Genomic DNA, 25996 nt, shown 5'->3' with positions numbered 1-25996 from the left:
TTGCAACGACAGAAAGCGCACCCATGGCCTACGAGACGATCATCCTCGACGTCGAAGACCACATTGCGAAAATCACCCTGAACAGACCGGATGCGCTCAACGCGCTCAACGACCAGCTGATGAGCGAGCTGGCCGATGCCATGGCCGGATGTCAGTCCAACGACAAGGTGCGTTGCATCGTGCTGACCGGATCCGAAAAGGCGTTTGCCGCCGGGGCCGACATCGCGATGATGAAAGACAAATCCTATGTCGAGGTGTTCACCGAAGACCTCTTTGGCCCCGAAACGGATGCAATCGTGCGCGTCCGCAAACCCGTGATTGCCGCAGTGAGCGGTTACGCCCTTGGCGGCGGGTGCGAGTTGGCGATGATGTGCGATTTCATCATCGCGTCTGAGACCGCGAAATTTGGCCAGCCCGAGATCAATCTGGGCGTTATGGCGGGCATCGGCGGCACACAGCGGCTGACCCGCGCCGTGGGCAAAGCCAAGGCGATGGACATGAACCTGACGGGCCGTTTCATGGACGCCGAAGAGGCAGAGCGCGCCGGGCTGGTAAGCCGCGTTGTCCCGACGAAAAAGTTGATGGACGAAGCGTTGAGCGCCGCCGAAAAGATCGCCGAGAAATCCATGGTGTCGGTCATGGCGGTGAAAGAAGCGGTGAACCGGTCGTTCGAAACACCCCTCCGAGAGGGGCTGCTGTTCGAACGCCGCGTGTTCCATTCGCTCTTCGCAACCGAAGACCAGAAGGAAGGCATGGCCGCCTTCCTCGAAAAGCGCGAGGCGCAGTTCCGCGACAGATAGGCCCTGTGGGCACGCGTCAGGTTTGGTTGGCGCCGCGCATCTGGCGAATCGAGGCGCGGATTTTGCGCCAGTCGGCGGCAATTGCCTGCTTGCCTTCGTCCTCGGCGCTGCGCGCACGTTGCGCGGCTTCGGCCTCCGCCTTGTCGCCATGGGTGCGATAGAGCGCGCGGGCGTGTTGGGAAACGGCCATCGGTTGCATCGTGACATCCTCCATGTGGTGCGTGAGTACCGGGCAGTATAGCACGTTTCGGGCCGGGTTTCGGCACATGCGCGGTCAGGCGCTGAACACATCGTTGACTTGGGTCGGGAATCCGCCTATGCGCACGGCTTCTGTAACTACCGCACCAATCATTGGGACGAGATAATCATGGCAAATTCGCCTCAGGCCAAGAAGCGGGCCCGTCAAAACGAAAAACGCTTCGCCGTTAACAAAGCGCGCCGTTCGCGGATTCGCACCTACCTGCGCAAAGTCGAAGAGGCGATTGCCTCCGGTGACAAAGACGCTGCAAACACCGCACTCAAAGTGGCTCAGCCCGAACTGATGCGCGGTGTGACCAAGGGTGTGTATCATAAAAACACAGCGTCGCGCAAAATGTCGCGGCTCTCGGCACGGGTGAAGGCTCTGGGCTGATTCCCTCATAACGGGACGCGGAAAAGCGCTGCGGCTTCGCGGCGCTTTTTTCGTTTTTGCCATGAAAACAAGGGGTGCAGCGATTCTTTGTCGAAAAAGCCCGAGTCAATTATTAAGTTCTGTGGACGGCCCGCTCACGAACTTGCTACCACCCTTCTTGCGACTCGTGTCGCCTTGGGGGGACAGGCCAACCGATAGGGTTTCAACACTCTTCATTCCGGTTGGTGCGGGCACATTGGCAATGGGCCTGTAATTGGTAGAGACGATGCAATTTCGTCCACTGACCTGTCGTAAAATTTGGTGTGCGGAAAGCACGTAACGTCGAACCAGGGGCATTCTCTGGCATGACGGAGTGCGCTGTCTGTTTCTATCCGAATGGATCGGCTCGCGCCACAGGCAGCGGGGTGAGCTTGATCGACCTGAGTTTATCGTGTGGCCCGATACGCGGGCTGATGGGAAAATGGTTGGCAGAAGGGACGGAATGTTCGCATGACGCAAGAAAAGTGGGGGCAACTGCGGCAACGGTTGCTGAAGACGGTAGGGCAGAACAACTACACAACATGGATCGAACCGCTGAAGTTCCGAAAACTTCAGGATGGTGTGGCCACGTTTGATGTGCCGACGAATTTCATGGGCAAATATGTCAGTGAAAATTTCTCAGACCTGATCCTGCACGAGCTGAAATCCGAGGACGATTCCATCCGTCGTCTCAGCTTTGCCGTTCCCGCCAACACTCAAGCGAAACCGACCGCCGCCGTGACAAACCCAACACCGATCATATCGCAAACACCTGCTCCCGCTCATTCGTTGCTGTCTGCCGCGCCGCTGGACCGACGGTTCAAATTCGACAGCTTTGTCGTGGGCAAGCCCAACGAACTGGCCCATGCCGCCGCCAAACGCGTGGCCGAAGGTGGTCCGGTCACATTCAACCCGCTGTTTCTGTACGGCGGCGTCGGTTTGGGCAAAACACACCTAATGCACGCCATTGCGTGGGAACTGCAAACCCGCCGCCCCGATCTCAACGTGCTGTATCTGTCTGCCGAACAGTTCATGTATCGCTTTGTCCAAGCGCTGCGCGATCGTAAGATGATGGATTTCAAATCGATCTTCCGCTCCGTCGATGTGCTGATGGTCGATGACGTCCAGTTCATCGCCGGTAAGGACAGCACGCAGGAAGAGTTCTTTCACACGTTCAATGCGCTTGTGGATCAGAACAAGCAGATCATCATCAGCGCCGACCGCGCCCCCGGCGAGATCAAGGACCTTGAGGACCGGGTGAAATCCCGTCTGCAATGTGGCCTTGTCGTCGACCTGCACCCTACCGATTACGAACTGCGTCTTGGAATCCTGCAATCCAAGGTCGAACAGCAGATGGCGACCTATCCCGATCTGCGGGTCGAGGATGGCGTGCTGGAATTCCTCGCCATGCGCATTTCGACCAACGTGCGTGTGCTTGAGGGTGCGCTGACCCGTCTGTTTGCCTTTGCCTCTTTGGTTGGTCGCAAGATCGACATGGACCTGACCAATGACTGCCTTGCGGATGTGCTGCGCGCGTCCGAGCGCAAGATCACCGTCGAGGAAATCCAGCGCAAAGTGTCCGAGCATTACAACATCCGTCTGTCCGATATGATCGGCCCCAAACGGCTGCGCAGCTATGCCCGGCCCCGTCAGGTGGCGATGTATCTGTGCAAGCAACTGACATCGCGGTCTTTGCCCGAGATTGGCCGCCGTTTTGGCGGGCGCGACCACACCACTGTGATGCACGGTGTCCGCCGGATCGAGGAACTGCGCCAATCCGATGGCCAGATTGCCGAAGACCTCGAATTGCTGCGTCGGTCGCTTGAGGGGTGAAGCCGTCCTGATCCGCGATAGGTATCGGGGGCGTCCTGATGGGCGCCCTTTTTGCTACAGGTGCCGGTCTTCTTCGCCACGCAGGGCATCGGACACGAATTCATCCGGGTCCACGGTAAAGGACTGGTAAAGTTTGAAATGCGACGTGGTGCGATAATCCGTTTCCGCAAGGCCGTGGCGCGTCACCTCCAGAACGCGCGCGCCGGGGGTGGCCATGAGAATCGGCGAATGCGTCGCCATAATCACCTGAGATGTTGCCGCACGCTGGACCCCATCCAGAATCCGCAACAGTTCCAACTGTCGCCGCGGTGACAGCGCGCTTTCTGGTTCGTCCATGAAGTAGATACCCTGACGCGACATGCGTTCCTGAAAAAAGCGGACAAAGCCTTCGCCGTGGCTCCACGACAGAAAATCCGGCGCCCTGCCGCCGCCTTCGCGCGCAGCATCGTCGAGGTATCGGGCAACCGAAAAGAAGGATTCCGCCTTGAAGAACCAGCCATCGGTGATCTTGGGCAGCCACCCGGCCCGCAATACATCTGCAAGCAGTGCGCCGCTCTTGTCGATTGCGGTGGTGTGATCCACCGGGCGGTATCCTTTGCCGCCGCCAGCCTCGTCGTAACCGCTGAGCGCGGCGATCGCCTCGATAAGGGTTGATTTCCCTGTGCCATTCTCGCCCACGATGATCGTCACGGGCGTTGTGAATTCCAGTTCGAAATCGGGGTTCTGCAACCACGGTGTATCGAAGGGGTATCCGGCCTTGTCGGCAAGCCCGGACGGCAAAACGGTCAAGCGCTGCAAGAAAGGCGCGGGCAGCTTTGTGTCGGTCTTGCGTCTGGCCATGTGTCATTGCCCTGTTGCCGACATCCGGGAGAACCGGTGCGTCGTTGATTTATGTGGCGGCAACGATAGACGGGATTGCTTTTTCGAGGCAACGGCGCGCGATGATCTTGACGGCTGAGCGCGCGCCCTCGACAAGCAATAAAATGCTTGTGAACGGCGGGCTTTGGGCTAGTGTGCCCATCCCGGACGTCTGGTGGGAGAGGGACTAATGAAGATCAGTGTGGAACGCGGCGTGCTGCTCAAGGCCGTCTCCCAAGCGCAATCGGTGGTCGAGCGGCGCAACACGATCCCGATCCTCGCCAATGTCCTGATCGAAGCCGAAGGGTCTGACGTTACTTTCCGCGCCACCGACCTTGATATCGAAGTGGTCGACAAGGCGCCCGCGCAGGTCGAACGCGCGGGGGCCACAACGGTCGCCGCCACCACCTTGCACGAAATTGTCCGCAAGCTGCCCGATGGCGCGCTGGTCACCCTGAACGCCGATGTTGCCGCCGGTCGCGTAACGGTCGAGGCGGGGCGGTCAAACTTTTCGCTGGCGACCCTGCCAAAAGAAGACTTCCCGGTCATGGCGTCGTCGGAATACGCCTCTAACTTCTCTGTGCCCGCACCACAGTTGCGCCGCCTGTTCGACAAGTCGAAATTTGCGATTTCGACCGAGGAAACGCGCTATTACCTCAACGGTGTCTATATGCACGTGTCCGACGGCGACGATGGAAAGTCGCTGCGCTGTGTGGCAACCGATGGTCACCGTCTGGCGCGTATCGACAGCCCCCTGCCCGAAGGCGCGGCGGATATGCCCGGCGTGATTGTTCCGCGCAAGACTGTGGGCGAGCTGCGCAAGCTGCTGGACGACGACGAGATGCAGATTGCCGTGAGCGTATCGGAGACCAAGGTGCGGTTCGCCACGCCTGACATCACGCTGACGTCCAAGGTGATCGACGGCACGTTCCCGGATTACACGCGGGTTATCCCGGTGGGCAACACCCGCAAACTTGAAGTGGACGCGGGCGATTTTGCCAAGGCTGTGGACCGTGTGGCCACCGTCAGTTCGGAACGGTCCCGTGCGGTCAAGCTGCAACTGGACGAGGACCGGCTGGTGCTGAGCGTGAACGCGCCCGACAGCGGTGCCGCCGAAGAAGAGCTGGCCGTTGCCTATGGCGATGAGCGGCTGGAGATCGGGTTCAACGCCAAGTACCTGCTGGAAATCGCAAGCCAGGTGGACCGCGAGAACGCGGTGTTCATGTTCAACTCGTCCGGCGATCCGACCCTGATGCGCGAAGGCAACGACCAATCCGCGATCTATGTGGTCATGCCGATGCGCGTTTAAGATTTTTGCCTCCGGCGGTGGTATTTCTGGTCAGAAGAAGTGAGGGGCAGGGGTGACACTGTCCCTTTCTTCTTTGACGCTTTCGCATTTTCGGTCGCACAAGGTGGCGCGCCTGTCGCTGGATGCGCGGCCCGTAGCGATTTACGGGCCCAACGGGGCGGGCAAGACCAATGTGCTGGAAGCCGTATCGCTGCTGTCCCCCGGTCGGGGATTGCGGCGCGCCTCGGCCGAAGACATGACGCGGCGGCCCGAGGCCGTGGGCTGGAAGCTGACCGGCGTGCTGCATTCACTGGCCCAGATCCACGAGGTCGAGACGTGGTCCGAAGGCGGTGCTGCGCGTCAGGTGCGCATTGACGGCAAGGCGGCGGCGCAGACCGCGCTGGGGCGGATCGCGCGGGTGTTGTGGCTGATCCCGTCCATGGACCGGCTCTGGATCGAGGGGGCCGAGGGGCGGCGGCGGTTTCTGGACCGCATGACGCTGAGCTTTTTGCCCGATCATGCGCAATTGTCGCTCGACTATGACAAAGCAATGCGGGAACGGAACCGGCTGCTCAAGGATATGGTGCGGGACGGACATTGGTACGCTGCACTGGAAAAGCGGATGGCAGAGACGGGCGTGGCGATCCATCGGAACCGGTTGCAGGCGCTCAGTGACCTCGCCGAGGCGCAAACCGGGGCACAGACTGCCTTTCCGGCGGCGGAACTGACATTGCTCCCCGGTGAGTTGGGAATGCCAGACACGGTGGAGGATGCGGCACGGGCCTTGGCCGACGGGCGCGCGCGCGATCTGGCGGCGGGGCGTACGCTGATGGGGCCGCATAGGGCGGATCTATATGCGGTCTATGCGGCCAAGGGCGTGCCCGCCAAAGATTGTTCGACCGGTGAGCAGAAGGCGCTGTTAGTATCATTGATCCTTGCCAATGCGCGGGCACTGGCGCGCGATTTTGGCGCGCCGCCGCTGTTACTGCTGGACGAGGTGGCCGCACATCTGGATGCGGATCGGCGTGCGGCTTTGTATGATGAGATTTGCGCGCTGGGGGCACAGGCATGGATGACGGGAACCGGACCTGAATTGTTCGATACGCTGGGGGACCGGGCGCAATACCTGCATGTGACGGAAACAGACGGGGTCAGTACGGCGGTGCAGGCATGACCCTGTCGCCCTTTGACGTCGCGCTGTATGCGGGTGCGCTGGCGGTGCTGTTTCTGACACCCGGACCGGTTTGGGTGGGTCTGATTGCACGCAGCCTGTCGGGCGGATTTCACGCGGCGTGGCCTTTGGCGCTGGGTGTTGTGATCGGGGACGTGCTGTGGTCGCTGCTCGCGATCTTTGGCATCACGTGGATCCTGTCGCTGTATGGTGACATTCTGGAGGTGCTGAAATGGGTCGCGGCAGGTGTGTTCATCCTGATGGGTGCGGCCGTGATCCGCAACGCGGACAAGACCATCGGTGCCGACAGCAGTCTGACCCGGCCCGGCATGTGGGCAGGGTTTGTGGCGGGGCTGGCCGTGATCCTCGGCAATCCAAAGGCGATCCTGTTCTATATGGGGATGCTGCCGGGGTTCTTTGACCTGACCCGGCTGACCGCCTGGGATGTGGGAGCGATTGTCGGGCTGTCGGCGCTGATCCCGCTGGTGGGCAATCTGGGTATGGCAGTGTTCATAGACCGGGCGCGGCGGTTGGTGTCGTCGCCGACAGCGCTGCGCCGGATGAACCTGAGTGCGGGTGTCTTGCTGATCCTTGTGGGCCTTGTGATCCCGTTTACCTGAGCCACGCGCGCAAGTAAGGCTCCAGCCGTTCTTCTACACTGACAGAACTGTGCAGGGCGCAGAAGGCGAGCGAAATCGCTTGGATCAGAAAGGCGCCGATACCTTCGGCCAGCAATTCGGGCGGAATGTCATCGCGGACCGGCAGGTCGGGATGGGTCACCCATTGCAGGGACAGGCGGAACTGCTGCTCAAACGCTAGGGCGATGGGGCCAATCTCGGTGATGGCGGCGGCCCCACTGTGGCGGATCACAACATCAAAAACATAGCGTTCAGACGTGGCAAACGCGATCAGCGGCGCAAGCGCTGTGACCATTTCGGCGGCTGTGCGTGGCTGGGGACCTGCGGCGATGTCGTCCAGAATTTCGCGAAGCTGCGCACCCAACAGCTGATCCATCAGCGCGTCCTTGTCGCGGAAATGGGCAAAGAATGTGCCCTTGGCCACGCCCGCACGTTGGACGACCTCTTCGACGCGCAACGCCTCGTAACCGGATTCAGCGACAACAGCCTTGGCTGCGTCAATCAGCTTGGCGCGGGTTTTGAGGGTACGGGCCTGGACAGGTTTGTTCATGGGTCAGGTTTGTCAGAAAAATTGACCGAGGTCAAATTTTTTATTGACCATGGTCATTTTTAAGGTCTATTAAACTGACCATGGTCAATTTTAGATTCGGAGCCTCACATGACCCCCAAACGCATCACCGTCCTTGACGGACATCCCGGCGCAAATTCCCTGTCGCGCCTGTTCACCGACACCTATGCCCAGGCGGCGCAGGACGCGGGCCACCACGTCCGCGTTGTCCGCCTGTCTGATCTGGAGTTCGATATGGATTTCGGCGACGGCGGCTATACCAACTGGAAGCCGTTGGAGCCGCAGATCGAAGCGGTCCTGAAGGACCTCGAATGGGCGGATCACGTGGTGATGGCCGCGCCAATCTGGTGGGGCGGACTGCCTGCCAAGCTCAAGGGATTGATCGACCGGATCCTGTTGCCCGGGCGTGCCTATGACACGCGCAACCTGAACAAACTGGGAATGCCGTCACCCATGCTGACGGGCAAAACCGGGCGTATTATCCTGACCTCGGACAGCCCGCGCTGGTTCATGCGGCTGGCCTATGGCAGCGCAATCCTGCGGCAATTGACGGGCCAGGTCTTTGGCTTTGTCGGGATCAAGCCGACGCGGTTCACCTACTTTGCCGGGGCCAGCCACCCCAAGCCGGGCCTCATCGACCGATGGACCGCTCAGGTGCAAAAAATCGGTGCGCAGGCTGTATGACCGACCCGGCGCGGCAGTTGGGGTAACCCCTTTGGCCGCGCCACAAAATCTTGTGTCAGTTGCGTGACATTCCCCCCAAAAAACCGTATATTTGGGCCAAGAATACAAAGGGCCCATTTATGGCAGATAACGAGCAAACGCCCGAAGACTACGGCGCGGATTCCATCAAGGTTCTCAAGGGCTTGGAGGCAGTGCGCAAGCGTCCGGGCATGTATATCGGCGACACCGACGATGGCAGCGGTCTGCACCATATGGTCTACGAGGTTGTGGACAACGGCATCGACGAGGCGCTGGCAGGCCATGCGGACGCCGTAACGGTCACGATCCACGACGATTCCTCGGTGTCGGTCAGCGACAACGGGCGCGGCATTCCGGTGGGCATCCACGAAGAAGAAGGCGTGTCCGCGGCTGAGGTTATCATGACCCAACTGCACGCGGGCGGTAAGTTCGACAGCAACTCTTACAAGGTGTCGGGCGGTCTGCACGGCGTGGGGGTGTCGGTTGTGAACGCCCTGTCGGTGTGGCTGGAACTGCGCATTTGGCGCGACGGCAAGGAACATGTCGCCCGTTTCGCGCATGGCGACACGGTGGAGCATCTGAAGGTTGTCGGCGACGCGGACGGCAAGACAGGGACCGAGGTGCGGTTTCTGGCCTCGACCGACACATTCTCCAACCTCGAATACTCGTTCGAGACGCTTGAAAAGCGGCTGCGTGAACTGGCGTTCCTGAATTCCGGTGTGCGGATCATTCTGGTAGACGAACGGCCTGTCGAACATCTGCGGTCCGAACTGTTCTATGAAGGTGGCGTGCGTGAGTTTGTGAAGTATCTCGACCGCTCTAAATCCTCTGTCATGCCCGAGCCGATTTTCATCCAAGGCGAAAAGGACGACATCGGAGTCGAGGTCGCGATGTGGTGGAATGACAGCTACCACGAGAATGTCCTGCCGTTCACCAACAACATCCCGCAGCGCGACGGCGGCACCCACATGGCGGGCTTTCGCGGGGCGTTGACGCGGACGATCAACAACTATGCACAGACGTCCGGCATCGCAAAACGGGAAAAGGTTAACTTTACCGGTGACGATGCGCGTGAGGGTCTGACCTGCGTGCTGTCGGTCAAAGTGCCGGACCCAAAGTTCAGTTCGCAGACCAAGGACAAACTTGTGTCCTCCGAAGTGCGCCCCGCCGTCGAAGGTCTGGTCAACGAGAAACTGGCCGAGTGGTTCGAGGAGAACCCGAACGAGGCCAAGATCATCGTCGGCAAGATCATCGAGGCGGCGATGGCGCGCGAGGCGGCGCGCAAGGCGCGCGAACTGACGCGCCGCAAGAATCCGATGGACATGAATTTCCTCAGTTCCAAGCTGAAGGATTGTTCGGACAAGAACCCCGCAAACACCGAGATTTTCCTTGTGGAGGGTGACAGCGCTGGCGGCTCTGCCCAGACCGGGCGCGACCGGAAAACACAAGCCATCCTGCCGCTGAAGGGCAAGATCCTGAACGTGGAGCGCGCCCGTTTTGACCGGATGCTCAGCTCTCAGGAAATCGGCAACATGGTCATGGCGCTTGGCACCGGGATCGGTCGGGACGAATTCGACATCTCCAAACTGCGCTACCACAAGATCGTCATCATGACGGATGCCGACGTCGACGGCGCGCACATCCGCACGCTGCTGCTTACGTTCTTCTATCGCCAGATGCCCGAACTGATCGAAGGCGGCTACCTCTACATCGCGCAGCCCCCGCTCTACAAAGTGGCGCGTGGCAAGTCCGAGGTGTACCTCAAGGACGAGGCCGAGATGCAGGATTACCTGATCCAGCAGGGCATCGAAGGGGCGATGCTGCGTCAGGGCAACGGCGAAGAGATCATCGGTCAGGATCTTGTCCGCGTGGTGGACGAGGCGCGGCAGCTCAAGCGCATCCTTGATGCGTTCCCGACGCATTATCCGCGCCATATCCTTGAACAGGCCGCTATTGCAGGCGCGTTTGTGCCCGGTGCGGTGGATGCCGACCTGCAAGGTGTGGCGGATCGCGTGGCCGAACGGCTGAACCTGATCGCGCTGGAATACGAACGCGGCTGGACAGGCCGGATCACGCAGGACAAGGGCGTGCGGCTGGCACGCATCCTACGCGGTGTCGAAGAGGTGCGCACGCTGGACGGCCCTATGCTGCGATCCGGCGAGGCGCGGCGCACAGGGTCATTCACCCAGTCATTGCAAGACGTCTACGGCACGCCTGCCACGCTGGTCCGCAAGGAACGTGTGCAAGCCATCCTTGGGCCGCTCGACCTGTTGGCCGCGATCCTCGAAGAGGGCGAGCGGGGCCTGAGCCTGCAACGCTACAAGGGTCTGGGCGAGATGAACCCCGACCAGCTGTGGGAAACCACGCTGGACCCGGACGCGCGCACGCTGTTGCAGGTCAAGGTGGCAGACATGGCCGAGGCCGACGATCTGTTCACCAAGCTGATGGGCGATGTGGTGGAACCACGCCGCGAGTTCATCCAGCAAAACGCGCTGAGCGTCGAAAACCTGGACTTCTGACGCAATGGCTGACGGACACGACATTCTCAACAGCGCCAAGGTCAGCGACGAAGAGGCCCTGAAACGGGCCGATGAGTTCCGCGCCGCAATCTCGACCCGGCGCACGGTGCGCGACTACGATCCCGCGCCGGTGCCCCAAGAGGTGATCGAAGCGTGCATTACCGCCGCCGGCACGGCGCCATCCGGCGCCAACCAGCAGCCCTGGCATTTCGTGGCCGTGCGTGACCCCGAGACCAAGCAGAAAATCCGCGCGGCGGCAGAAGCAGAAGAGCGGCGCTTTTACGAAGGTGGTGCGGGACAGGACTGGCTTGATGCGCTTGCACCCATCGGGACCGATGCGGACAAGCCGCACCTAGAGGACGCCGCGTGGCTGATCGTCGTCTTTGCCCAGCGTTGGGGCACCAAGGAAGACGGCAGCAAGCAAAAGCACTACTACGTGCCCGAAAGCGTGGGGATCGCGACGGGCATGTTGCTGACCGCGCTGCATATGTCGGGTCTCGTGACGTTGACGCACACGCCAAACCCCATGGGGTTCCTGCGCGACCTTCTGGGGCGGCCCGACAATGAAAAGGCGACAATGATCATCGCCGCAGGTCACCCGGCGCAGGACGCGACTGTGCCCAAAATGGCCAAGATCAAGAAACCGCTGGCAGACATTCTGACCATTCGCTGAATGCGCCTGATTTCGGTCCTTTATGCACTGCTGACGTTGATGCTGATGGGGGGCGCAGGGCTTGTCCTGCTTCTGTTTGTGCCCAACACGCCGTTGCCGCCTGCATGGAATCCAACCCTGTCGCTCGACGTGACCGACCCGGTGACGCCCATGACCCGCATCAAACTCCAGCGTGCTTTGGCGGATGGCGCGTCATGCAAGGCCGCGTTGACCACCGGGGCCACGTTTCAGCCAATGGCAGACCTTGTCACCGCACCGCAATGCGGGATCGCGGACCGCGTGCGCCTGACCGCAATAGGGGCGGCCCGACTGCGCCCGGTCGAAACCCGGTGCCAGACCGCGTTGCGCACCGCCATGTGGCACCACCACGGGATCACACCCGCCGCACGCCGCCATTTTGCCCAAGGCGTGTCTGCGATCCACCACGCCTCCAGCTACAATTGCCGCGAAATGCGGACGACAGCTGGCGGCACAGGCCGGATGAGCACACATGCCACGGCGGACGCCATCGACATATCGGGCGTGACGCTGGCCGATGGGCGCAAGCTGTCGCTGCTGGACGGCTGGCCTGCGGCGGATAACCGTGGCGCGTTTTTCCGCGATCTGCGCGACAGCGCCTGCATGTGGTTCCGGCTGTCCCTTGGCCCCGACTACAACCGCCTGCACGCAGACCACTTTCACCTGCAACATACCGGCTGGGGCCTCTGCCGCTAAGCCGCGTCATTTCCCAAACACCGCCATAATTTCGCCCTGCTCGGACAGCACCTTGCCCGCAAAAGTAGCAAGGACACACGTTCATGGGACAGGACGTATTTGCAGAACGGCTTGCCCGGCTCGGGGCCGAACACGGCCAGCGCGCCGAGTTGCAGACGCAAAAAGCGCAGGCGGCGCGGGGCACGCGCCCGGAGTGGGTCACGAACCTTGGCTATCCGGCATCCATTGTCGGGGCCTGTTTCCTTGGGCTTTTGGCCGTGGTCCTTGCGCGTTACTGCATGTTCCACATCAACGGCGCGCCCGATCCCGGTGCCGATGCTGACCTAACCATGATCATCGACGGCGCGTTGGCTTTTGGCATCGCCTTTGTGCTGCGCATGGCCTTTTACATGAGCGACAAGGTACACCTTGCCGCCAAGACTGTGGGCATCTGGATTGCGCTGACCTGTATGCACAATCTCGTCCACGATTATCCCGACCTTTGGGCGGCGGCATTTTCGGAAGATTGGGTCGAACGGACAACTGAAATGACCGAACCCCGGTCGTTCTATTTCCGCGGCTACAGCTTTGAATTCAGCGGTGCGATAGCGGCGGAACCCGCTGCAACAGACAAGCCCGAGATCAAGATCAACCGCTTCTGACGTCGGGATCCCGCCTACGGGGAATTTCCGAATATTTTTTCCTTTGTTCCGGCTGGCTTGCTGAATTAACCTTTGCGCCAAGGTCAGAGCCATGGCCAAGTCCAACAAAAGGGAAATTCAATGGGCAAACGGGACGATTTGATCGCGCAATACGCCGACGATCTGAAGAAAAAGTGCGGCATGACACCGGATATGGACCTGCTGACAAAGGTCACTGTCGGGTGCGGCCCCGCGATTTACAACGCAGATGCAGCCACCGTCGCCGGCAGCCAAAAGTCCGAGCTGGAGACCGTCAAGGACAACTTCCTGATCAAGAAGCTGGGCCTCAAGGACGGTCCCGAACTGATGGATGCGATCAACAAGGTGATCGAAACCTATGGCAAGTCCGAGCGCAACAAATACCGCGCTGTGGTCTACTACATGCTGACCAAGCACTTCGGCAAAGAATCCGTCTACGGATAACTGGGTTAACCCGTTATGAATTTGAACGCCCGCTCGTTAAGCGGGCGTTTCTATTTTGGGTCCAATGCAAATTACTTCGCATTTGAAGTATTGAGCGGGAATATGTAGACAAGTGATGTCCGGCCAGAAGGTCAGACCCGAAATTCTATAGATCGTGCGGTGGCTCTGGGGAGTGCACGTCTGGGTGAGTGAGGGTTCTGATCACATCGGTCAGAACCCTTTTTTACATCCGAACTCAAAACAAGGTCAGGACTGTCCCGATCACGGCACTGCCAATCGCGGCATACCCACCATCGATGGCCGTCAGGCGAAACGGACGCCCCGCAAACCCGTAATTCGTCGCCAGCCACGGCACCGACATGAACAGGCCGATGCCAAGGCCAGACACCAGCCCTTCACCCACCGTATCAATCCCGCTCAGCACAAACACGTGGCGCATCATGCCCGCCACGAGGATCGCGCCAACAATGCTGGTGATATAGGGCACCGGGTTGGCGCGGTTGGCCGGTTGACCCGTCGCCTCGTCAATCTCGACCCCTGACACGGCCATCCACGGTTTGGCCAGCGCCGTGTACCAGATCGCGCCAAAGACAAACGCCGCCACACCGGCGGCCACCACCGCTAAAAAACCCATCTGCCCCTCCGTTTGGCATTATCCTGCATAAGAGGGTGCCAGACCGCCCGGCATTTTCAAACAGGTTTATGGATCGACGCCGGCCATCTCGCACACGATGCGCCATTCGTCTGCGGTGACGGGTTGCACCGACAAGCGTGAATTGCGGATCAGGGCCATGTCGGACAGGCGCGGGTCCTCTTTGACCATCGCCAATGTCACCGGCGTGTTGACCGGGCCGACCGCCTTGATGTCCACACAGTCCCAGCGGTCGTCATCCGTGGTGCTGTCGGGATGCGCCTCCGCGATGACCTCGACAATGCCGACGACGGCCTTTTCGGATTGCGAGTGATAGAAAAAACCCCGGTCGCCCACGGCCATATCGCGCATGAAATTGCGCGCCTGATAATTGCGCACGCCATCCCACTCTTCGCCCGCGTCGCCCTTGGCGACTTGGTCGTCCCAGCTCCAGGTGGAGGGTTCGGATTTGAACAGCCAGTACTTCATGCGTCCAACACCCGGTTCCACGGCGCGATGCGCACTGTGTCGAACAGGCCTGCCTTGGCGTAGGGGTCCGCATCGGCCCACGCTTGGGCGGCCGCCATGTCCGGCACATCCAGCACGATCAGCGACCCGCACGGTTTTTCATCCGCATCAAGGAATGGGCCCGCCTGCCGGACCACACCGCTGTCCTTCAGATAGGCAAGGTGATCGGGCCGATGTGCCATCCGCAGGTCCAGCGCGCCTGACTTGTCCCAAGCCATCAGGGCATAAAACATCTCATTCCTCCTTTAACGGGCGGGCCAAGAGGCGGGCCATCGCCGCCTGTACATCTATGCGTCCTGCCACCAAATCCGCAACGGCTGCGCAGACTGGGATGTCCAATGCGTGCGCGGCGGCCAGTTCAACGAGGGCCTGTGCCGTGGCCGCGCCTTCGACCGTGATCGCACCGTCAAAGGGCTGACCGGCACCCAATGCGTGACCCAGCCGATAGTTGCGCGACTGGTCCGACGTGCAGGTGAGGACCAGATCACCAAAGCCGCTAAGCCCCATCAGCGTCTCCGCCTCCGCGCCGCGCGACACGGCGACGCGCTGCATCTCAGCAAAACCGCGCGTCATGAATGCCGCGCGCGCGCTGGTGCCAAGACCGGCGCCCATCACCGCACCTGCGCCGATGGCGATCACGTTTTTCAACGCGCCGCCCAGTTCCGCACCGGTCACATCCGTGCTGCGATAAAGACGCAATGTCCCAGTCGATAACTGTTCTTGCAGCGCGACGCCCGTTGCCGCGTCTGCACAGGCCAGTGTCAACGCCGTGGGCAAGCCCCGGGCAATGTCACTGGCAAAACTCGGGCCGGTTAAAACCGCGACACGGCTGGCACCGCCAAGGATGCGCGAAGGGCCGTACCCCGTCGTCAGGTCCATCCCCTTGCAACAGGCAACGACGGTCTTGTCGTGCAGATCATGCCTTTGGACAAACCCGGCAAGCGCCTGCATCGGAAGCGCGAGGAGGAGGGTTTGGGTGTCCAAAACAGTCTCTAAATGGGCGGAAACGCGTAGATCGGGCGGAAAAGGGCAATCTGGCAGGCGGCGCGTGTTCTGCCTGTCGCGGGACATCTCTGCGCAGTGGTCGCTGTCGCGCGCCCACAATGTCACGGTTCCCGCTTTGCCCAGCGCGATTGCCAGTGCTGTGCCAAAGGCACCAGCCCCGAGAACGGCTATGCTCATGCCTTGGCCCCCTTTTTCCCGGAGCCAATCATAGGCGCGCTTGACGTATCGAGTGGCATCCGGGGACGCGCGGACAGGCTCATACCATCGGGATCACGATACGGCATCTGTTCGATGGTCGCGGCGGCAATCATCGCCGCATTGTCGGTGCACAGCGCCAGCGGCGGGGCGAGAAAAGCCACGCCCAAATCCGCACATACAGTCTCTAATGCAGCCCGAATTGCCATATTCGCCGCCACCCCACCCGCGACGCACAGGGTCGGCAGGGAAGGTTCTTCGGCCAGATACAAATCCAGCGCGCGCCGCGTCTTGCCACTCAGACTGTCTGCCACGGCCTGCTGAAATCCTGCCGCCAGATCCGCCTGCGCCTGACGCGGCAATCCACCATGTTCAGCGACAACCGCGTCACGCGCGCGCAGCACTGCAGTTTTGAGGCCGGAAAAACTGAGGTTGCAATCGGGCTTGTTCAACAAGGGTCGGGGAAAGGCGAACCGCGTCGCATCGCCCGCACGCGCGGCAGCCTCCAACGCTGGTCCACCGGGCTGGCCAAGGCCAATCAGGCGGGCGACCTTGTCGAACGCCTCGCCGGGGGCGTCGTCTATGGTACCGCCCAACCGCGTAAATCGGGTCGGACCATGGGCAATCAGGAATTGGCAGTGACCGCCCGACACCAGCAGCATCAGATAGGGAAACGCAGCGCCGTCGGTCAGCCGCGGGGTCAGCGCGTGCCCCGCAAGATGATTGATTCCATAAAGCGGCAGGCCCGTTGCTGCCGACAGCCCCTTGGCCGTCATTACGCCAGACACAACACCGCCGATCAGCCCCGGACCACAGGTCACGCCGATTGCGTCCAGTTGAGTGAGCGCAACGCCCGCCGCGTCCAGCGCCGCCTTGACCGTCACATCCAGCCGTTCGGCGTGGGCGCGGGCGGCAATCTCGGGCACGACACCGCCGAAATCGGCGTGCAAATCCGTTTGCCCGTGAACGTCAGACGACAGGATCGACATGTCGCCCGGCACGCCGCGCACCACAGCGGCTGCGGTGTCGTCGCAGCTGCTTTCGATGCCGAGGATGGTAACGGGACGGGTCATGGGGCGCTTGCGTTGCGTTGGGGACCCGGGCGGGGTATCACCATGGCCCGTGTCAAACAATCCATCCCCGCCCCGCTTTCCATTGCTGATGACCCGACCGCTGGCGGCGGGCCAACGCTTTGTCGCTGCGTTGCCGGATCACCTTCTGGCCCGGATCGAGGTCATCGAAACGCCTCTTTTGCGGGTTGAGCCAACCGGGGCGGCTGCGGAATTGGGCCCGTCAGACGCCGCTGTTTTCACATCGGCCAATGGCGTGCGGTGGGCGCAGGACGGGGCCGGTCGGATCGCATTTTGTGTGGGTCCGGCTACTACACAAGCCGCGCGTGACTGCGGCTGGGCTGCGTCGCAATGCGGTGAGACGGCGGATGAGCTTGCTCAGACACTCGCCGCAAATCCCCCGGAACAGAGACTGTTTCACCTGTCGGGCACCCACACCCGTGGCGATATCGTGACACGCTTGAGCAAGGCCGGTGCGGACATAACCCGCGTGGCGCTTTATGATCAGGCGCGGTGTGATCTTACCGATGCGGCGCGCGATGCGCTGGATGGGGACCGGCATGTGCTCATTCCCCTTTTCTCACCGCGCACCGCGACGCAGTTTTTTGCGCAAGCGCCCAGACTGGACCGCGCCGTCCTGTTGGCGCTTAGCCATGCGGTGGCGGATTGCGCGCCCGCATCCATACGCGGTGCGGTGATTGTTTCGGCAGCACCGAATGCGTCTGCGATGGCTAAAGCCTTGGAAGATACAGCAGATCGGCTGGCAGCGGGTTGAGGGGCAAGTAGGGGCAGAGTAGAGTTGCCCGGTATGTCGCGCCCAGCGAGAATCGGAGGGGATGACCTTGGCCAAAAAGACACGCTCGGATAAGCCCTCCGCGCAGAAAGACAACACCGGCACCGACGACGCAAAGATTGCCGAAGACGTCGTGGTGCCCGAGCCGTCTGTGGATGCGGACAAATTGGCCGACACCGACAAAGGCGATGCGCCGGACGCCACAAAAGATGGTGTGGCGACAGATGTGACGCCCGATGCGGAAGACGCTAAGGCTGGTACCGACGCGTCCCCGGTCAAAACGCCAGAGCCAGAGCCAGAGCCAGAGCCAGAGCCAGAGCCAGAGCCAGAGCCAGAGCCAGAGCCAGAGCCAGAGCCAGAGAAGGCTCAGGTCACGCAGTCTCCTGTCCAGCCCGAACAACGCAGTGTTGTGATCCCGATGCTCATCGGCGGGGTGATTGCGGCGGCTTTGGGCTTTATCGCCGCGCGGGCCCTTGATTCGAATTCTGACACCGCGCAGGCGCTTGACGCTGCTCTCGCCCGGATCGAAACGCTCGAAGAGACGGTGGAGAACCTGCCGGAACCGGTCATGCCGGACATTCCCGACCCCGTGGACCTGACACCTGTCGAAACTGCCCTTTCGGAACAGGCGGACGCCATTGCGTCCTTGTCGAACCGCGTCGATACGCTGGCCACCCAGCCCGCCGCTGACGGGACCCTGCCCGCAGCCGCCTTTGACGCAGCGCTGGGTGAATTGCGCGCCACGGCGCAGGCGCAACAGTCGGAAATCGACGCACTCATCGCTGAGGCCGAAGCGGCCCGCGCGGCCAATGAGACCGCCGCAAAGGCCACGCTGGCCCGCGCTGCGGTGGCGCAGATCGTTGCAGCACTCGACAGCGGCGCCGGTTTCAACGAAGCGCTGACCACACTGACCGACACCGGTCTGGTTGAGGTGCCCGATGCGATCAGCACTGTTGCAAGCGACGGCGTGGCGCAATTGTCCGAACTACAGGGGCAAATTCCCGATGCAGCCCGATCCGCGCTCAGAGCGGCACGTGCGGCCAATGATGATGGTGGTTTGGGCGCATTCTTTGAACGTCAGTTGGGTGGCCGGTCCGTGGTCCCGCGTGAAGGGTCGGACCCCGATGCCGTCCTGTCGCGTGTCGAAGCCGCCGCAAAGACCGGTGACCTCAGCACCGCGCTGAGCGAAGCCGACGCCCTACCGGACGCAGCACAACAAGCCATGGACACATGGCTTAATCAGGCGCGGCAGCGTCACGAGGCCATTACGGCCACAAACGCACTCGCACAACGCCTGTCGGCACTCTGAAAGGGGCCCTGTTCATGATCTGGTCACTCCTGAAAATCGTCATTTTCGTCGTCGTTGTCGCGGCGCTGGCCCTTGGGGCCGGGTGGCTGCTGGAAAGCGACGGTGGCATCACGGTTGTCATCGCAGGCACGGAATACCCGTTTGGCCCACTGCAATCCGTCATCGGGCTTGCGCTGTTGGTGATTGCGGTCTGGATCGGGCTCAAGCTGCTGGGCCTGCTGATTGCAACGTGGAAGTTCCTGAACGGCGATGAAACAGCGATGTCGCGCTATTTCGACCGCAATCGCGCCTCCAAAGGGTTCGATGCTCTGGCGCAGGGCATGATGGCGCTGGCCTCTGGCGAGGGGCGTCTGGCGCTGGCCAAGGCGGAAAAGGCCAACCGCTATCTGGATCGGCCAGAATTGACGAACCTGTTGACGGCGCAGGCCGCAGAGATGGCGGGCGACCGTAAAAAGGCCGAGGAAACCTATCGCAAACTGGTGGAAAACGACGCGACCCGCTTTGTGGGCGTGCGCGGCATTCTCAAGCAAAAGCTGGCGGATGGGGAAACCGATACCGCTTTGAAACTGGCGGAAAAGGCCTTTGCGCTGAAGCCCAAACATGAAGAAACGCAGGACGTCCTGCTCAAGCTGCAAGCGGACAAGGAAGACTGGACCGGTGCCCGCGAAACGCTCAACGCCAAGCTGAAGCATGGCAGCCTGCCCCGCGACGTCCACAAGCGCCGCGATGCCGTTTTGGCGCTCAGCCAAGCCAAGGCGGTGGTTGCCGAAGGGTCAACCATCGAGGCGCGCGAATCTGCGATCGAAGCCAACCGCCTGTCGCCCGATCTGATCCCGGCAGCGATCATGGCCGCAGAGGGATATATCGAGCAGGGGCAAAAGAAATACGCGACCCGCGTTCTCAAGAAAGCATGGGAGGCACAGCCGCACCCGGATGTGGCCGCCGCCTTTGCCAAGATCGAACCGGACGAGACGCCGTCCGCACGGATCAAACGGTTTGCACCGCTGACCCGGGCCAAGCCCGACGATGCAGAGACCAAGATGCTGCTGGCCGAATTGAACCTCGCCGCAGAAGATTTCCCGGCGGCACGACGCGCGCTGGGAGATTTGGTTGAGACCGATCTGACCACACGTTCCGCCACATTGATGGCCGCCATCGAACGGGGCGAGGGTGCCAGTGATGCGGTTGTGCAAGGCTGGCTGGCGCGGGCTGTCACGGCACCGCGCGGCCCGCAATGGGTCTGCGACAATTGCCACAGCATCCACGCTGAATGGTCCCCCACTTGCAGCAATTGCGATGCGTTCGACACCATGGCATGGACCCGCCCGCCCAACAGCGAGGTGGCGATGCCCGGCGGATCGGAAATGCTGCCGCTGCTGATCGGCACCAAGGCTGACCAGGCCGACGACGACGCCGTTGTGCCCATGACACAGGCCGACAGCGACGTTATCGAGGCCGAAGATCTTGGCAATCCCACGCAAAAATCTGCCTAAGAGCGGGCTTGGACGCAAAAAACACCAGCGCAGACCCCGGACAGGTAAAATTCGCCCTAGGTCTGCGCCGCAATTCCCGATAAACACCAATCAAAGGCCAAAGCTGCAAGGCCATTCGGGGGACATATCGTGCACGGATTTTTCCGCATCATTCTTTTTTGCGTTTCTTGTGCTGCGCTGACAGCGTGTACTTTGCCGCGCGGCGCCGCAATCCAGAGCGAAATCACCCGCAACAAGAACGCCGAAGACGCGCCATTCTCCGTTGTGCCGATCAACCGTGAAAACATCGCGTCGCTGCGCGAATGGCCAGTGACTGGTTGGGCCGGGCACTACCATTGGTTCAGCAATCCGCGCGGTCCAAAGTCGAATCTGATCCGCACCGGCGACCGGATCGACCTTGTGATCTGGGACAATCAGCAAAACTCGCTGCTGACCTCGGCGGAACAAAAGAGCGTCGAAATGACGGGTCTGACCGTGTCGTCCACCGGCACGATTTTTGTGCCCTATCTGAACGAGGTGCCGGTGCGTGGCAAAACGCCCGAAGCTGCACGCGACCGGATCGCCTCCGATCTTGAGCTGGTGGTGCCTGCGGCACAGGTACAGTTGTCGGTGTCCCCCGGACCGGACAATTCGATTGACGCGGTGCGCGGGTTTGCCAGCCCCGGCACTTACCCGCTGCCCAATCGCAACTATTCCCTGCTCAGCCTGATATCCGCCGCCGGCGGGATTTCGGAGAGCCTGCAAAATCCGCTGGTCCGTGTGATCCGCGAGGGCAAAACCTTTGAGATTCGCGCCGACACCCTGTTTGAACGTGCATCGACGAATGTTGTCATGCGCGGCGGTGACAAGATCATCGTCGAAGAGGACGAACGGTACTTTGTGGCGCTTGGGGCCACAGGGACGGAAACCATCGTGCCGTTCAACCGCGAACGCATCACCGCAATCGAGGCCTTGGCCCTGCTGGGTGGCATTTCGGACAATCGTGCCAACCCACAAGGGGTTCTGATCCTGCGCGAATACAGCGGTAAGCAGTTGCGCACGGATGGCTCGGGCCCGGACAAGCGGCAGGTGGTGTTCACCATCGACCTGACATCCGCCGACGGTCTGTTTGCCGCAAACAAATTTCAGGTGAACCCGCGCGATCTGGTGGTTGCCACGGAAAGCCCGGTCAACTCGGTCCGGACGGTCTTTGGCCTGATCGGTGCGGCAGTTGGTGTCAGCCGGGCTGTCACCGGGGACTAGCGCCGCCCGATCGTTTTCTGTGGGTCAAGTGTCAGTACCGGGCACAGGGTCAGACCCAAGCGCGTTCTAACGTGGCTTGCCCGCGAATGGCCTAGAGGTGCATCCGTGGCATGGCCGCGGGATCAAGGATAAGCTCCACAAGAACGGGGCCTTGGGTCACCGTTGCAACCTCCAACGCGGCTTGCAATTCGTCTGTATTGGTGGCGCGCAGACCGGTTGCCCCCATTGCGTCCGCCATCGCGGCAAAGGATGGCCATGCAAATGTCGACAGGGCCGGGTCAATCTGCCGATCCTCAAACTGCACGTATTCCGCACCATACGCCGAGTCGTTGCAGATAACCGTCACCATGTTCAGACGTTCGCGCACCGCTGTCGCGAATTCGGCCAGCCCGCCCATCATAAAGCCGCCATCCCCGCACAGGAACAACGTCTGTTGCGCAGGTCGCGCGATGGATGCGCCAATGGCATATCCCATGCCCATGCCAATCGCGCCGACATGCACTGACTGCACAAAGTTCAGCGGTTGGGATACGCCGATGCGGCACCACGCTTCGGTCATAAAACGCCCGCCATCGGTGACAAAAATGCGGTCCGCAGGCAGTGCGCGGTCAATGCGGTCGAGCGCATCGAAATAGTTCAGCGTCCCCGGTTCATGCGCCAGCTTGAGCGTGGGCAACGGGGCGCGAAGGGCATCAGCGTCAATGGTATCGGTAAATTGTGACGATGGAATCTCGGCTGCGTCGAGCCAATGCACAAAGGTGTCGGCCACTGCTGCCGGATCACCAGCCAGCGCGGCATCCGCCGCCTGATACCGGCCCAGTTGCCGTACATCGTCATCAACTTGCACAAGCCTTTTGCCGCTGAGCAATCCGCCATGGGCAGTGCTGAACCGGTTGAGGCTGGCACCAAAGGCGACCACGCAATCGGCTGCACCAATCACGTCGGACGCGGCGGGCGTGCTGAGGGTGCCGAATACGCCCAGATCGTAACGCGCGCCGTCAAACAGCGCTTTGGCCTTGAGCGTGGTGGCCACTGGCGCACCGATCCGGTCGGCCAGTGTTGTCAGGCTGTCTTTGGCATGAATGGCGCCCCGCCCGGCGAGGATCAGTGGCGCACGGGCGGCCGCCAGTATGCCAATCGCGTCGTCCAGCGCCGTCCCCTCGACGGGATCCGTGGCGTGAACCGCCTCCGGGTCTTGCACCCCGGCATATTCTGTCTGTTCCCACATAAAGGGCGATGGCATGTTGAGAACGATGGGCCGACGTTCTGCGCGCGCCCGGTCAAATGCGGTTGTCAGATCACGGACAGCCGTGTCCGGCGATCCGAGGTGTTGAAACCCGGCGCCCGTCGCCTCAATGATCGGCTGCTGGGCCACCGCCTGTAGGTGATCTGGATCGGCCTCCGGCGTGTCGCCCGCCAACAGCACAATGGGCAGTTTGCCCTTGACCCCTTCGATCAGCGCGGTGGTCGCGTTGGATACGGCTGGCCCTTGGGTGATTGTCGCAACGCCCACCCCGCCTGTGACCGACGCGTGACCCAGCGCCATGAGAACCGCGCCCGCCTCGTGAACAGCGGGGACATAGCGCCCGGCACAGGCCCGCACATAGTGATCGACCAGGAACAGATTCGCGTCGCCCATCAGGCCGTACAACGTGTCGGTTCCTTGATCCCGCACCGCGTGGGCGAGGGCCGCATGAACAGGCAAATGTCGTGACATCGCACCCCAAGTGACAAGTGGGACAGAGCCTACAGGTCATATGATCGCCACCGGAATTGCAAGCGCCGGTTGTACTGAATTGCACCGTAATCGGCAGTCCACCGGGGCAATCGCCAAACAAAAAGGCCCCGCACAGCGGAGCCTTTTGCGTCAGAATGTGAACCGGCTCAGTAGCGGTAGTGTTCGGGCTTGTAGGGGCCTTCGGGTTTCACGCCGATGTAAGACGCCTGCTCACTGTCCATCTGGGTCAGCTTGACGCCGATCCGGTCAAGGTGAAGGCGCGCGACCTTTTCATCGAGGTGCTTGGGCAGGATGTAGACCTCGTTCTTGTAGTCTTCACCCTTGGTCCACAGTTCGATCTGCGCCAGCACCTGATTGGTAAAGGAGGCAGACATCACAAAAGACGGGTGGCCCGTGGCATTGCCAAGGTTCAAAAGACGCCCTTCGGACAACAGGATCAGACGATTGCCATTCGGCATCTCGATCATGTCCACCTGTTCCTTGATGTTGGTCCACTTGTGGTTCTTCAGGTTCGCCACCTGAATCTCGTTGTCGAAGTGGCCAATGTTGCCGACGATGGCCATGTCCTTCATCTCGCGCATGTGCTCGATGCGGATCACGTCCTTGTTGCCGGTGGTGGTGACAAAGATGTCAGCGGTCGACACAACATCTTCGAGCGTGGTCACTTGGAACCCGTCCATGGCGGCCTGCAGGGCGCAAATCGGATCCACTTCGGTCACGATCACGCGGGCACCGGCACCGGCCAGCGACGCCGCCGACCCTTTGCCAACGTCACCGTACCCCATGACCACGGCCACCTTGCCCGCCATCATGGTGTCGGTGGCGCGGCGGATACCGTCGACCAGCGATTCCTTGCAGCCGTATTTATTGTCGAATTTCGACTTGGTGACAGAATCGTTCACGTTGATCGCGGGGAAGGGCAGCAAACCATCGCGCACCAGCTGATACAGGCGGTTCACACCTGTGGTGGTTTCCTCGGACACGCCCTTGATCTGGTCGCGCACCTTGGTGAACCAGCCGGGGCTTTCTGCCAAACGCTTGGCGATTTGCTTCTTGATCACCTCTTCTTCTTCGGATTGCGGCACGGGGATCACATCCTCGCCCGCTTCGGCGCGAGCGCCCAACAGGACGTACAGTGTCGCATCGCCGCCATCGTCGAGGATCATGTTCGGTCCGTCCTCGAACATGAACGACTTGTCGAGGTAATCCCAATGCTCTTCAAGGCTCTGACCCTTGATCGCAAAGACAGGCGTGCCGCCTGCAGCAATCGCCGCCGCGGCGTGATCCTGCGTTGAAAAGATGTTGCACGAGGCCCAGCGGACATCGGCGCCCAGCACCACCAGCGTTTCGATCAGAACGGCAGTCTGGATCGTCATATGGAGCGAGCCGACAATGCGCGCGCCCGCCAGCGGTTTGGTCTCACCATACTCTTCGCGCAGGGCCATCAGCCCCGGCATCTCGGTTTCGGCGATGTCCAGCTCTTTGCGGCCAAAATCGGCCAGCGCGATATCCTTGACGATATAGTCTTTTGCCATCTGAACGGGTGTCCTTTGTTCCGGGTTAGGCGGGCAGATAGCACCGCAACCGCGCCGGGACAACGGGTGCGACGATAGAACCCGAATGCTGTCATGGCTATCTTTGTGCGTTCGTCCGTGGCAGCCTGCGTCCCAAGAAAAACGCAGCCGTCAAAAACGCGAGCATCAGGCCCATGAACGTGCACCCAAGCAGTACCGTCGCAGAACACATCACCATCAAGACCGGCAAGGTCGCAGATATGCCGCATATGCTGGCCACCAACCGCTACGGCACCTATTGCATTCCCAATGACTTCAAGAAACGCGAAGTGCCCAAGCTGCTGCGCGCCGGGCAGGTCTACGAGGCCGATACGCTGGATTTCCTGCGCCGCCACGTGGGCACAGGCGATATCGTGACCGGCGGCGCTTTTGTCGGTGACTTCTTTCCCGCGCTGCACGAGGTGCTGCAATCCAAGGCCCGTATCCACAGCTTTGAACCCTTCCCGACCAGCTTTGATGCCTGCGCCTACACCATGGCGTTGAACGGCCTCACACGGGTAACCCTGCACCGCTGCGCCGTCGGCAAGGAAGCGGGTTCAGCCGCTTTTGCCGTCGCACGGGGCAAAAGCAATGCCAGCCTCGCAGCGGGTATGCACATCACCGGGGACGCGGACACGGACCTGCACACGATCACGGTGCCCATCATGCCCATCGACGACCTGCTGCCCAAGACGCGCAATGTCAGCCTGCTGCACCTCGATGTCGAAGGGTTCGAGGCCGACGCCTTGCGCGGGTCCGCGCGCATCCTCGCCAAATCCAAGCCCATCGTTGTGCTCGAAGGCGCCAAACCGTTTCAGGTGCGCGGCTACCTCAACACGTTGAACGAGGTCGCGCCAGCGGCGGGATACATGCACGTGGGCCGGCTCGACCACAACTCGGTTTACCGCCCCAGCCTCGCCTAG

Annotated in this window: 27 protein-coding genes; 17 read left to right on the top strand and 10 right to left on the bottom strand. The window is 61.3% G+C overall.

The genetic code is table 11. The features are described 5' to 3' along the window. Positions 1 to 23: 23 nt before the first annotated feature. Positions 24 to 800, top strand: coding sequence for an enoyl-CoA hydratase (locus Q1A85_RS02455; protein ID WP_299684696.1), 777 nt, complete (start codon positions 24 to 26; stop codon positions 798 to 800). A gap of 16 nt (positions 801 to 816) precedes the next feature. Here the strand turns inward: Q1A85_RS02455 and Q1A85_RS02450 are convergent, their stop codons facing one another. After that, entirely contained in the window at positions 817 to 1014 is a 198-nt protein-coding gene (locus tag Q1A85_RS02450) for a hypothetical protein (protein ID WP_299684694.1), read from the bottom strand. Between the two features lie 153 nt (positions 1015 to 1167). Between Q1A85_RS02450 and rpsT the strand changes: the two genes are divergently transcribed. Together rpsT and dnaA are read left to right on the top strand one after the other, a co-directional pair. After that, positions 1168 to 1431, top strand: a complete 264-nt coding sequence (rpsT, locus tag Q1A85_RS02445; RefSeq protein ID WP_299684692.1) for a 30S ribosomal protein S20 — start codon at positions 1168 to 1170, stop codon at positions 1429 to 1431. A gap of 489 nt (positions 1432 to 1920) precedes the next feature. Further along, positions 1921 to 3282 (top strand): chromosomal replication initiator protein DnaA, encoded by a 1362-nt coding sequence (dnaA, locus tag Q1A85_RS02440; protein ID WP_299684690.1) that lies wholly within the window; start codon positions 1921 to 1923, stop codon positions 3280 to 3282. Positions 3283 to 3336: 54 nt separating this feature from the next. On the opposite strand, the gene Q1A85_RS02435 is transcribed toward dnaA, so the two are convergent. Continuing rightward, positions 3337 to 4122: an AAA family ATPase gene (locus Q1A85_RS02435; protein ID WP_299684688.1), complete on the bottom strand. Its 786-nt coding sequence runs from the start codon at positions 4120 to 4122 to the stop codon at positions 3337 to 3339. Positions 4123 to 4330: 208 nt separating this feature from the next. On the opposite strand from Q1A85_RS02435, the gene dnaN reads away from it, so the two are divergent. The 3 genes from dnaN to Q1A85_RS02420 are packed head-to-tail and all read left to right on the top strand — an operon-like array spanning position 4331 to position 7219. Further along, entirely contained in the window at positions 4331 to 5449 is a 1119-nt protein-coding gene (gene dnaN / locus Q1A85_RS02430) for a DNA polymerase III subunit beta (protein ID WP_299684686.1), read from the top strand. Between the two features lie 52 nt (positions 5450 to 5501). Beyond that, complete coding sequence (gene recF / locus Q1A85_RS02425) at positions 5502 to 6602, top strand: DNA replication/repair protein RecF (RefSeq protein ID WP_299684684.1); 1101 nt, start codon at positions 5502 to 5504, stop codon at positions 6600 to 6602. After that, complete coding sequence (locus Q1A85_RS02420; RefSeq protein ID WP_299684682.1) at positions 6599 to 7219, top strand: LysE family translocator; 621 nt, start codon at positions 6599 to 6601, stop codon at positions 7217 to 7219. Before recF ends, Q1A85_RS02420 begins: the two co-directional genes overlap by 4 nt. Here Q1A85_RS02420 and Q1A85_RS02415 read toward each other — a convergent pair. Beyond that, entirely contained in the window at positions 7212 to 7787 is a 576-nt protein-coding gene (locus Q1A85_RS02415) for a TetR/AcrR family transcriptional regulator (RefSeq protein ID WP_299684680.1), read from the bottom strand. The two genes, Q1A85_RS02420 and Q1A85_RS02415, sit on opposite strands and share 8 nt — an antisense overlap. 108 nt (positions 7788 to 7895) lie before the next feature. Between Q1A85_RS02415 and Q1A85_RS02410 the strand changes: the two genes are divergently transcribed. The 6 genes from Q1A85_RS02410 (at position 7896) to Q1A85_RS02385 (ending at position 13516) form a co-directional block, all read left to right on the top strand. Further along, the gene (locus Q1A85_RS02410; protein WP_299684678.1) at positions 7896 to 8489 is read left to right on the top strand and encodes an NAD(P)H-dependent oxidoreductase; all 594 of its coding nucleotides are present in this window, start codon (positions 7896 to 7898) and stop codon (positions 8487 to 8489) included. A 119-nt stretch (positions 8490 to 8608) separates the two neighbouring features. Further along, positions 8609 to 11026 carry a DNA topoisomerase (ATP-hydrolyzing) subunit B gene (gene gyrB, locus Q1A85_RS02405; protein ID WP_299684676.1) on the top strand — a complete coding sequence of 806 codons (2418 nt, stop codon included), beginning with the start codon at positions 8609 to 8611 and terminating at the stop codon, positions 11024 to 11026. Between the two features lie 4 nt (positions 11027 to 11030). Continuing rightward, positions 11031 to 11699 (top strand): nitroreductase family protein, encoded by a 669-nt coding sequence (locus Q1A85_RS02400; protein WP_299684674.1) that lies wholly within the window; start codon positions 11031 to 11033, stop codon positions 11697 to 11699. After that, positions 11700 to 12413, top strand: a complete 714-nt coding sequence (locus Q1A85_RS02395; RefSeq protein ID WP_299684672.1) for an extensin family protein — start codon at positions 11700 to 11702, stop codon at positions 12411 to 12413. It begins immediately after the preceding gene. A gap of 83 nt (positions 12414 to 12496) precedes the next feature. Further along, on the top strand, positions 12497 to 13054 hold the full coding sequence (locus Q1A85_RS02390; protein WP_299684670.1) for a hypothetical protein: 558 nt from the start codon (positions 12497 to 12499) through the stop codon (positions 13052 to 13054). A gap of 120 nt (positions 13055 to 13174) precedes the next feature. Continuing rightward, entirely contained in the window at positions 13175 to 13516 is a 342-nt protein-coding gene (locus Q1A85_RS02385) for a DUF2853 family protein (RefSeq protein ID WP_299684668.1), read from the top strand. A gap of 235 nt (positions 13517 to 13751) precedes the next feature. On the opposite strand, the gene Q1A85_RS02380 is transcribed toward Q1A85_RS02385, so the two are convergent. From Q1A85_RS02380 to tsaD, 5 genes are all read right to left on the bottom strand, one after another. Then, positions 13752 to 14150, bottom strand: coding sequence for a DUF1761 domain-containing protein (locus Q1A85_RS02380; RefSeq protein WP_299684666.1), 399 nt, complete (start codon positions 14148 to 14150; stop codon positions 13752 to 13754). Positions 14151 to 14216: 66 nt separating this feature from the next. Beyond that, positions 14217 to 14636, bottom strand: a complete 420-nt coding sequence (locus Q1A85_RS02375; RefSeq protein WP_299684664.1) for an EVE domain-containing protein — start codon at positions 14634 to 14636, stop codon at positions 14217 to 14219. Beyond that, entirely contained in the window at positions 14633 to 14908 is a 276-nt protein-coding gene (locus Q1A85_RS02370; RefSeq protein WP_299684662.1) for a YciI family protein, read from the bottom strand. Before Q1A85_RS02370 ends, Q1A85_RS02375 begins: the two co-directional genes overlap by 4 nt. A gap of 1 nt (position 14909) precedes the next feature. Next, entirely contained in the window at positions 14910 to 15857 is a 948-nt protein-coding gene (locus Q1A85_RS02365) for an NAD(P)H-dependent glycerol-3-phosphate dehydrogenase (protein ID WP_299684660.1), read from the bottom strand. Then, positions 15854 to 16948, bottom strand: a complete 1095-nt coding sequence (gene tsaD, locus Q1A85_RS02360) for a tRNA (adenosine(37)-N6)-threonylcarbamoyltransferase complex transferase subunit TsaD (protein WP_299684657.1) — start codon at positions 16946 to 16948, stop codon at positions 15854 to 15856. The genes Q1A85_RS02365 and tsaD overlap by 4 nt, the downstream gene beginning before the upstream one ends. A gap of 88 nt (positions 16949 to 17036) precedes the next feature. Between tsaD and Q1A85_RS02355 the strand changes: the two genes are divergently transcribed. From Q1A85_RS02355 to Q1A85_RS02340, 4 genes are all read left to right on the top strand, one after another. After that, complete coding sequence (locus Q1A85_RS02355; RefSeq protein ID WP_299684655.1) at positions 17037 to 17720, top strand: uroporphyrinogen-III synthase; 684 nt, start codon at positions 17037 to 17039, stop codon at positions 17718 to 17720. A 61-nt stretch (positions 17721 to 17781) separates the two neighbouring features. After that, positions 17782 to 19047, top strand: coding sequence for a hypothetical protein (locus Q1A85_RS02350; RefSeq protein WP_299684653.1), 1266 nt, complete (start codon positions 17782 to 17784; stop codon positions 19045 to 19047). Between the two features lie 14 nt (positions 19048 to 19061). Then, positions 19062 to 20540: a heme biosynthesis HemY N-terminal domain-containing protein gene (locus Q1A85_RS02345; RefSeq protein WP_299684651.1), complete on the top strand. Its 1479-nt coding sequence runs from the start codon at positions 19062 to 19064 to the stop codon at positions 20538 to 20540. A 192-nt stretch (positions 20541 to 20732) separates the two neighbouring features. Beyond that, positions 20733 to 21782 carry a polysaccharide biosynthesis/export family protein gene (locus tag Q1A85_RS02340; RefSeq protein ID WP_299684649.1) on the top strand — a complete coding sequence of 350 codons (1050 nt, stop codon included), beginning with the start codon at positions 20733 to 20735 and terminating at the stop codon, positions 21780 to 21782. Between the two features lie 91 nt (positions 21783 to 21873). Here the strand turns inward: Q1A85_RS02340 and Q1A85_RS02335 are convergent, their stop codons facing one another. Both Q1A85_RS02335 and ahcY read right to left on the bottom strand, forming a co-directional pair. After that, entirely contained in the window at positions 21874 to 23499 is a 1626-nt protein-coding gene (locus Q1A85_RS02335) for a thiamine pyrophosphate-binding protein (RefSeq protein ID WP_299684647.1), read from the bottom strand. 167 nt (positions 23500 to 23666) lie between these two features. Continuing rightward, on the bottom strand, positions 23667 to 25055 hold the full coding sequence (gene ahcY, locus Q1A85_RS02330) for an adenosylhomocysteinase (protein WP_299684645.1): 1389 nt from the start codon (positions 25053 to 25055) through the stop codon (positions 23667 to 23669). 173 nt (positions 25056 to 25228) lie between these two features. On the opposite strand from ahcY, the gene Q1A85_RS02325 reads away from it, so the two are divergent. Further along, positions 25229 to 25996 carry an FkbM family methyltransferase gene (locus Q1A85_RS02325; protein WP_299684643.1) on the top strand — a complete coding sequence of 256 codons (768 nt, stop codon included), beginning with the start codon at positions 25229 to 25231 and terminating at the stop codon, positions 25994 to 25996.

It is taken from the genome of uncultured Tateyamaria sp. (assembly GCF_947503385.1).
Classification (GTDB): Bacteria; Pseudomonadota; Alphaproteobacteria; order Rhodobacterales; family Rhodobacteraceae; genus Tateyamaria.
Note: the sequence above shows the minus strand (reverse complement) of the source record. Positions and strands in the feature narration are given on the sequence as shown.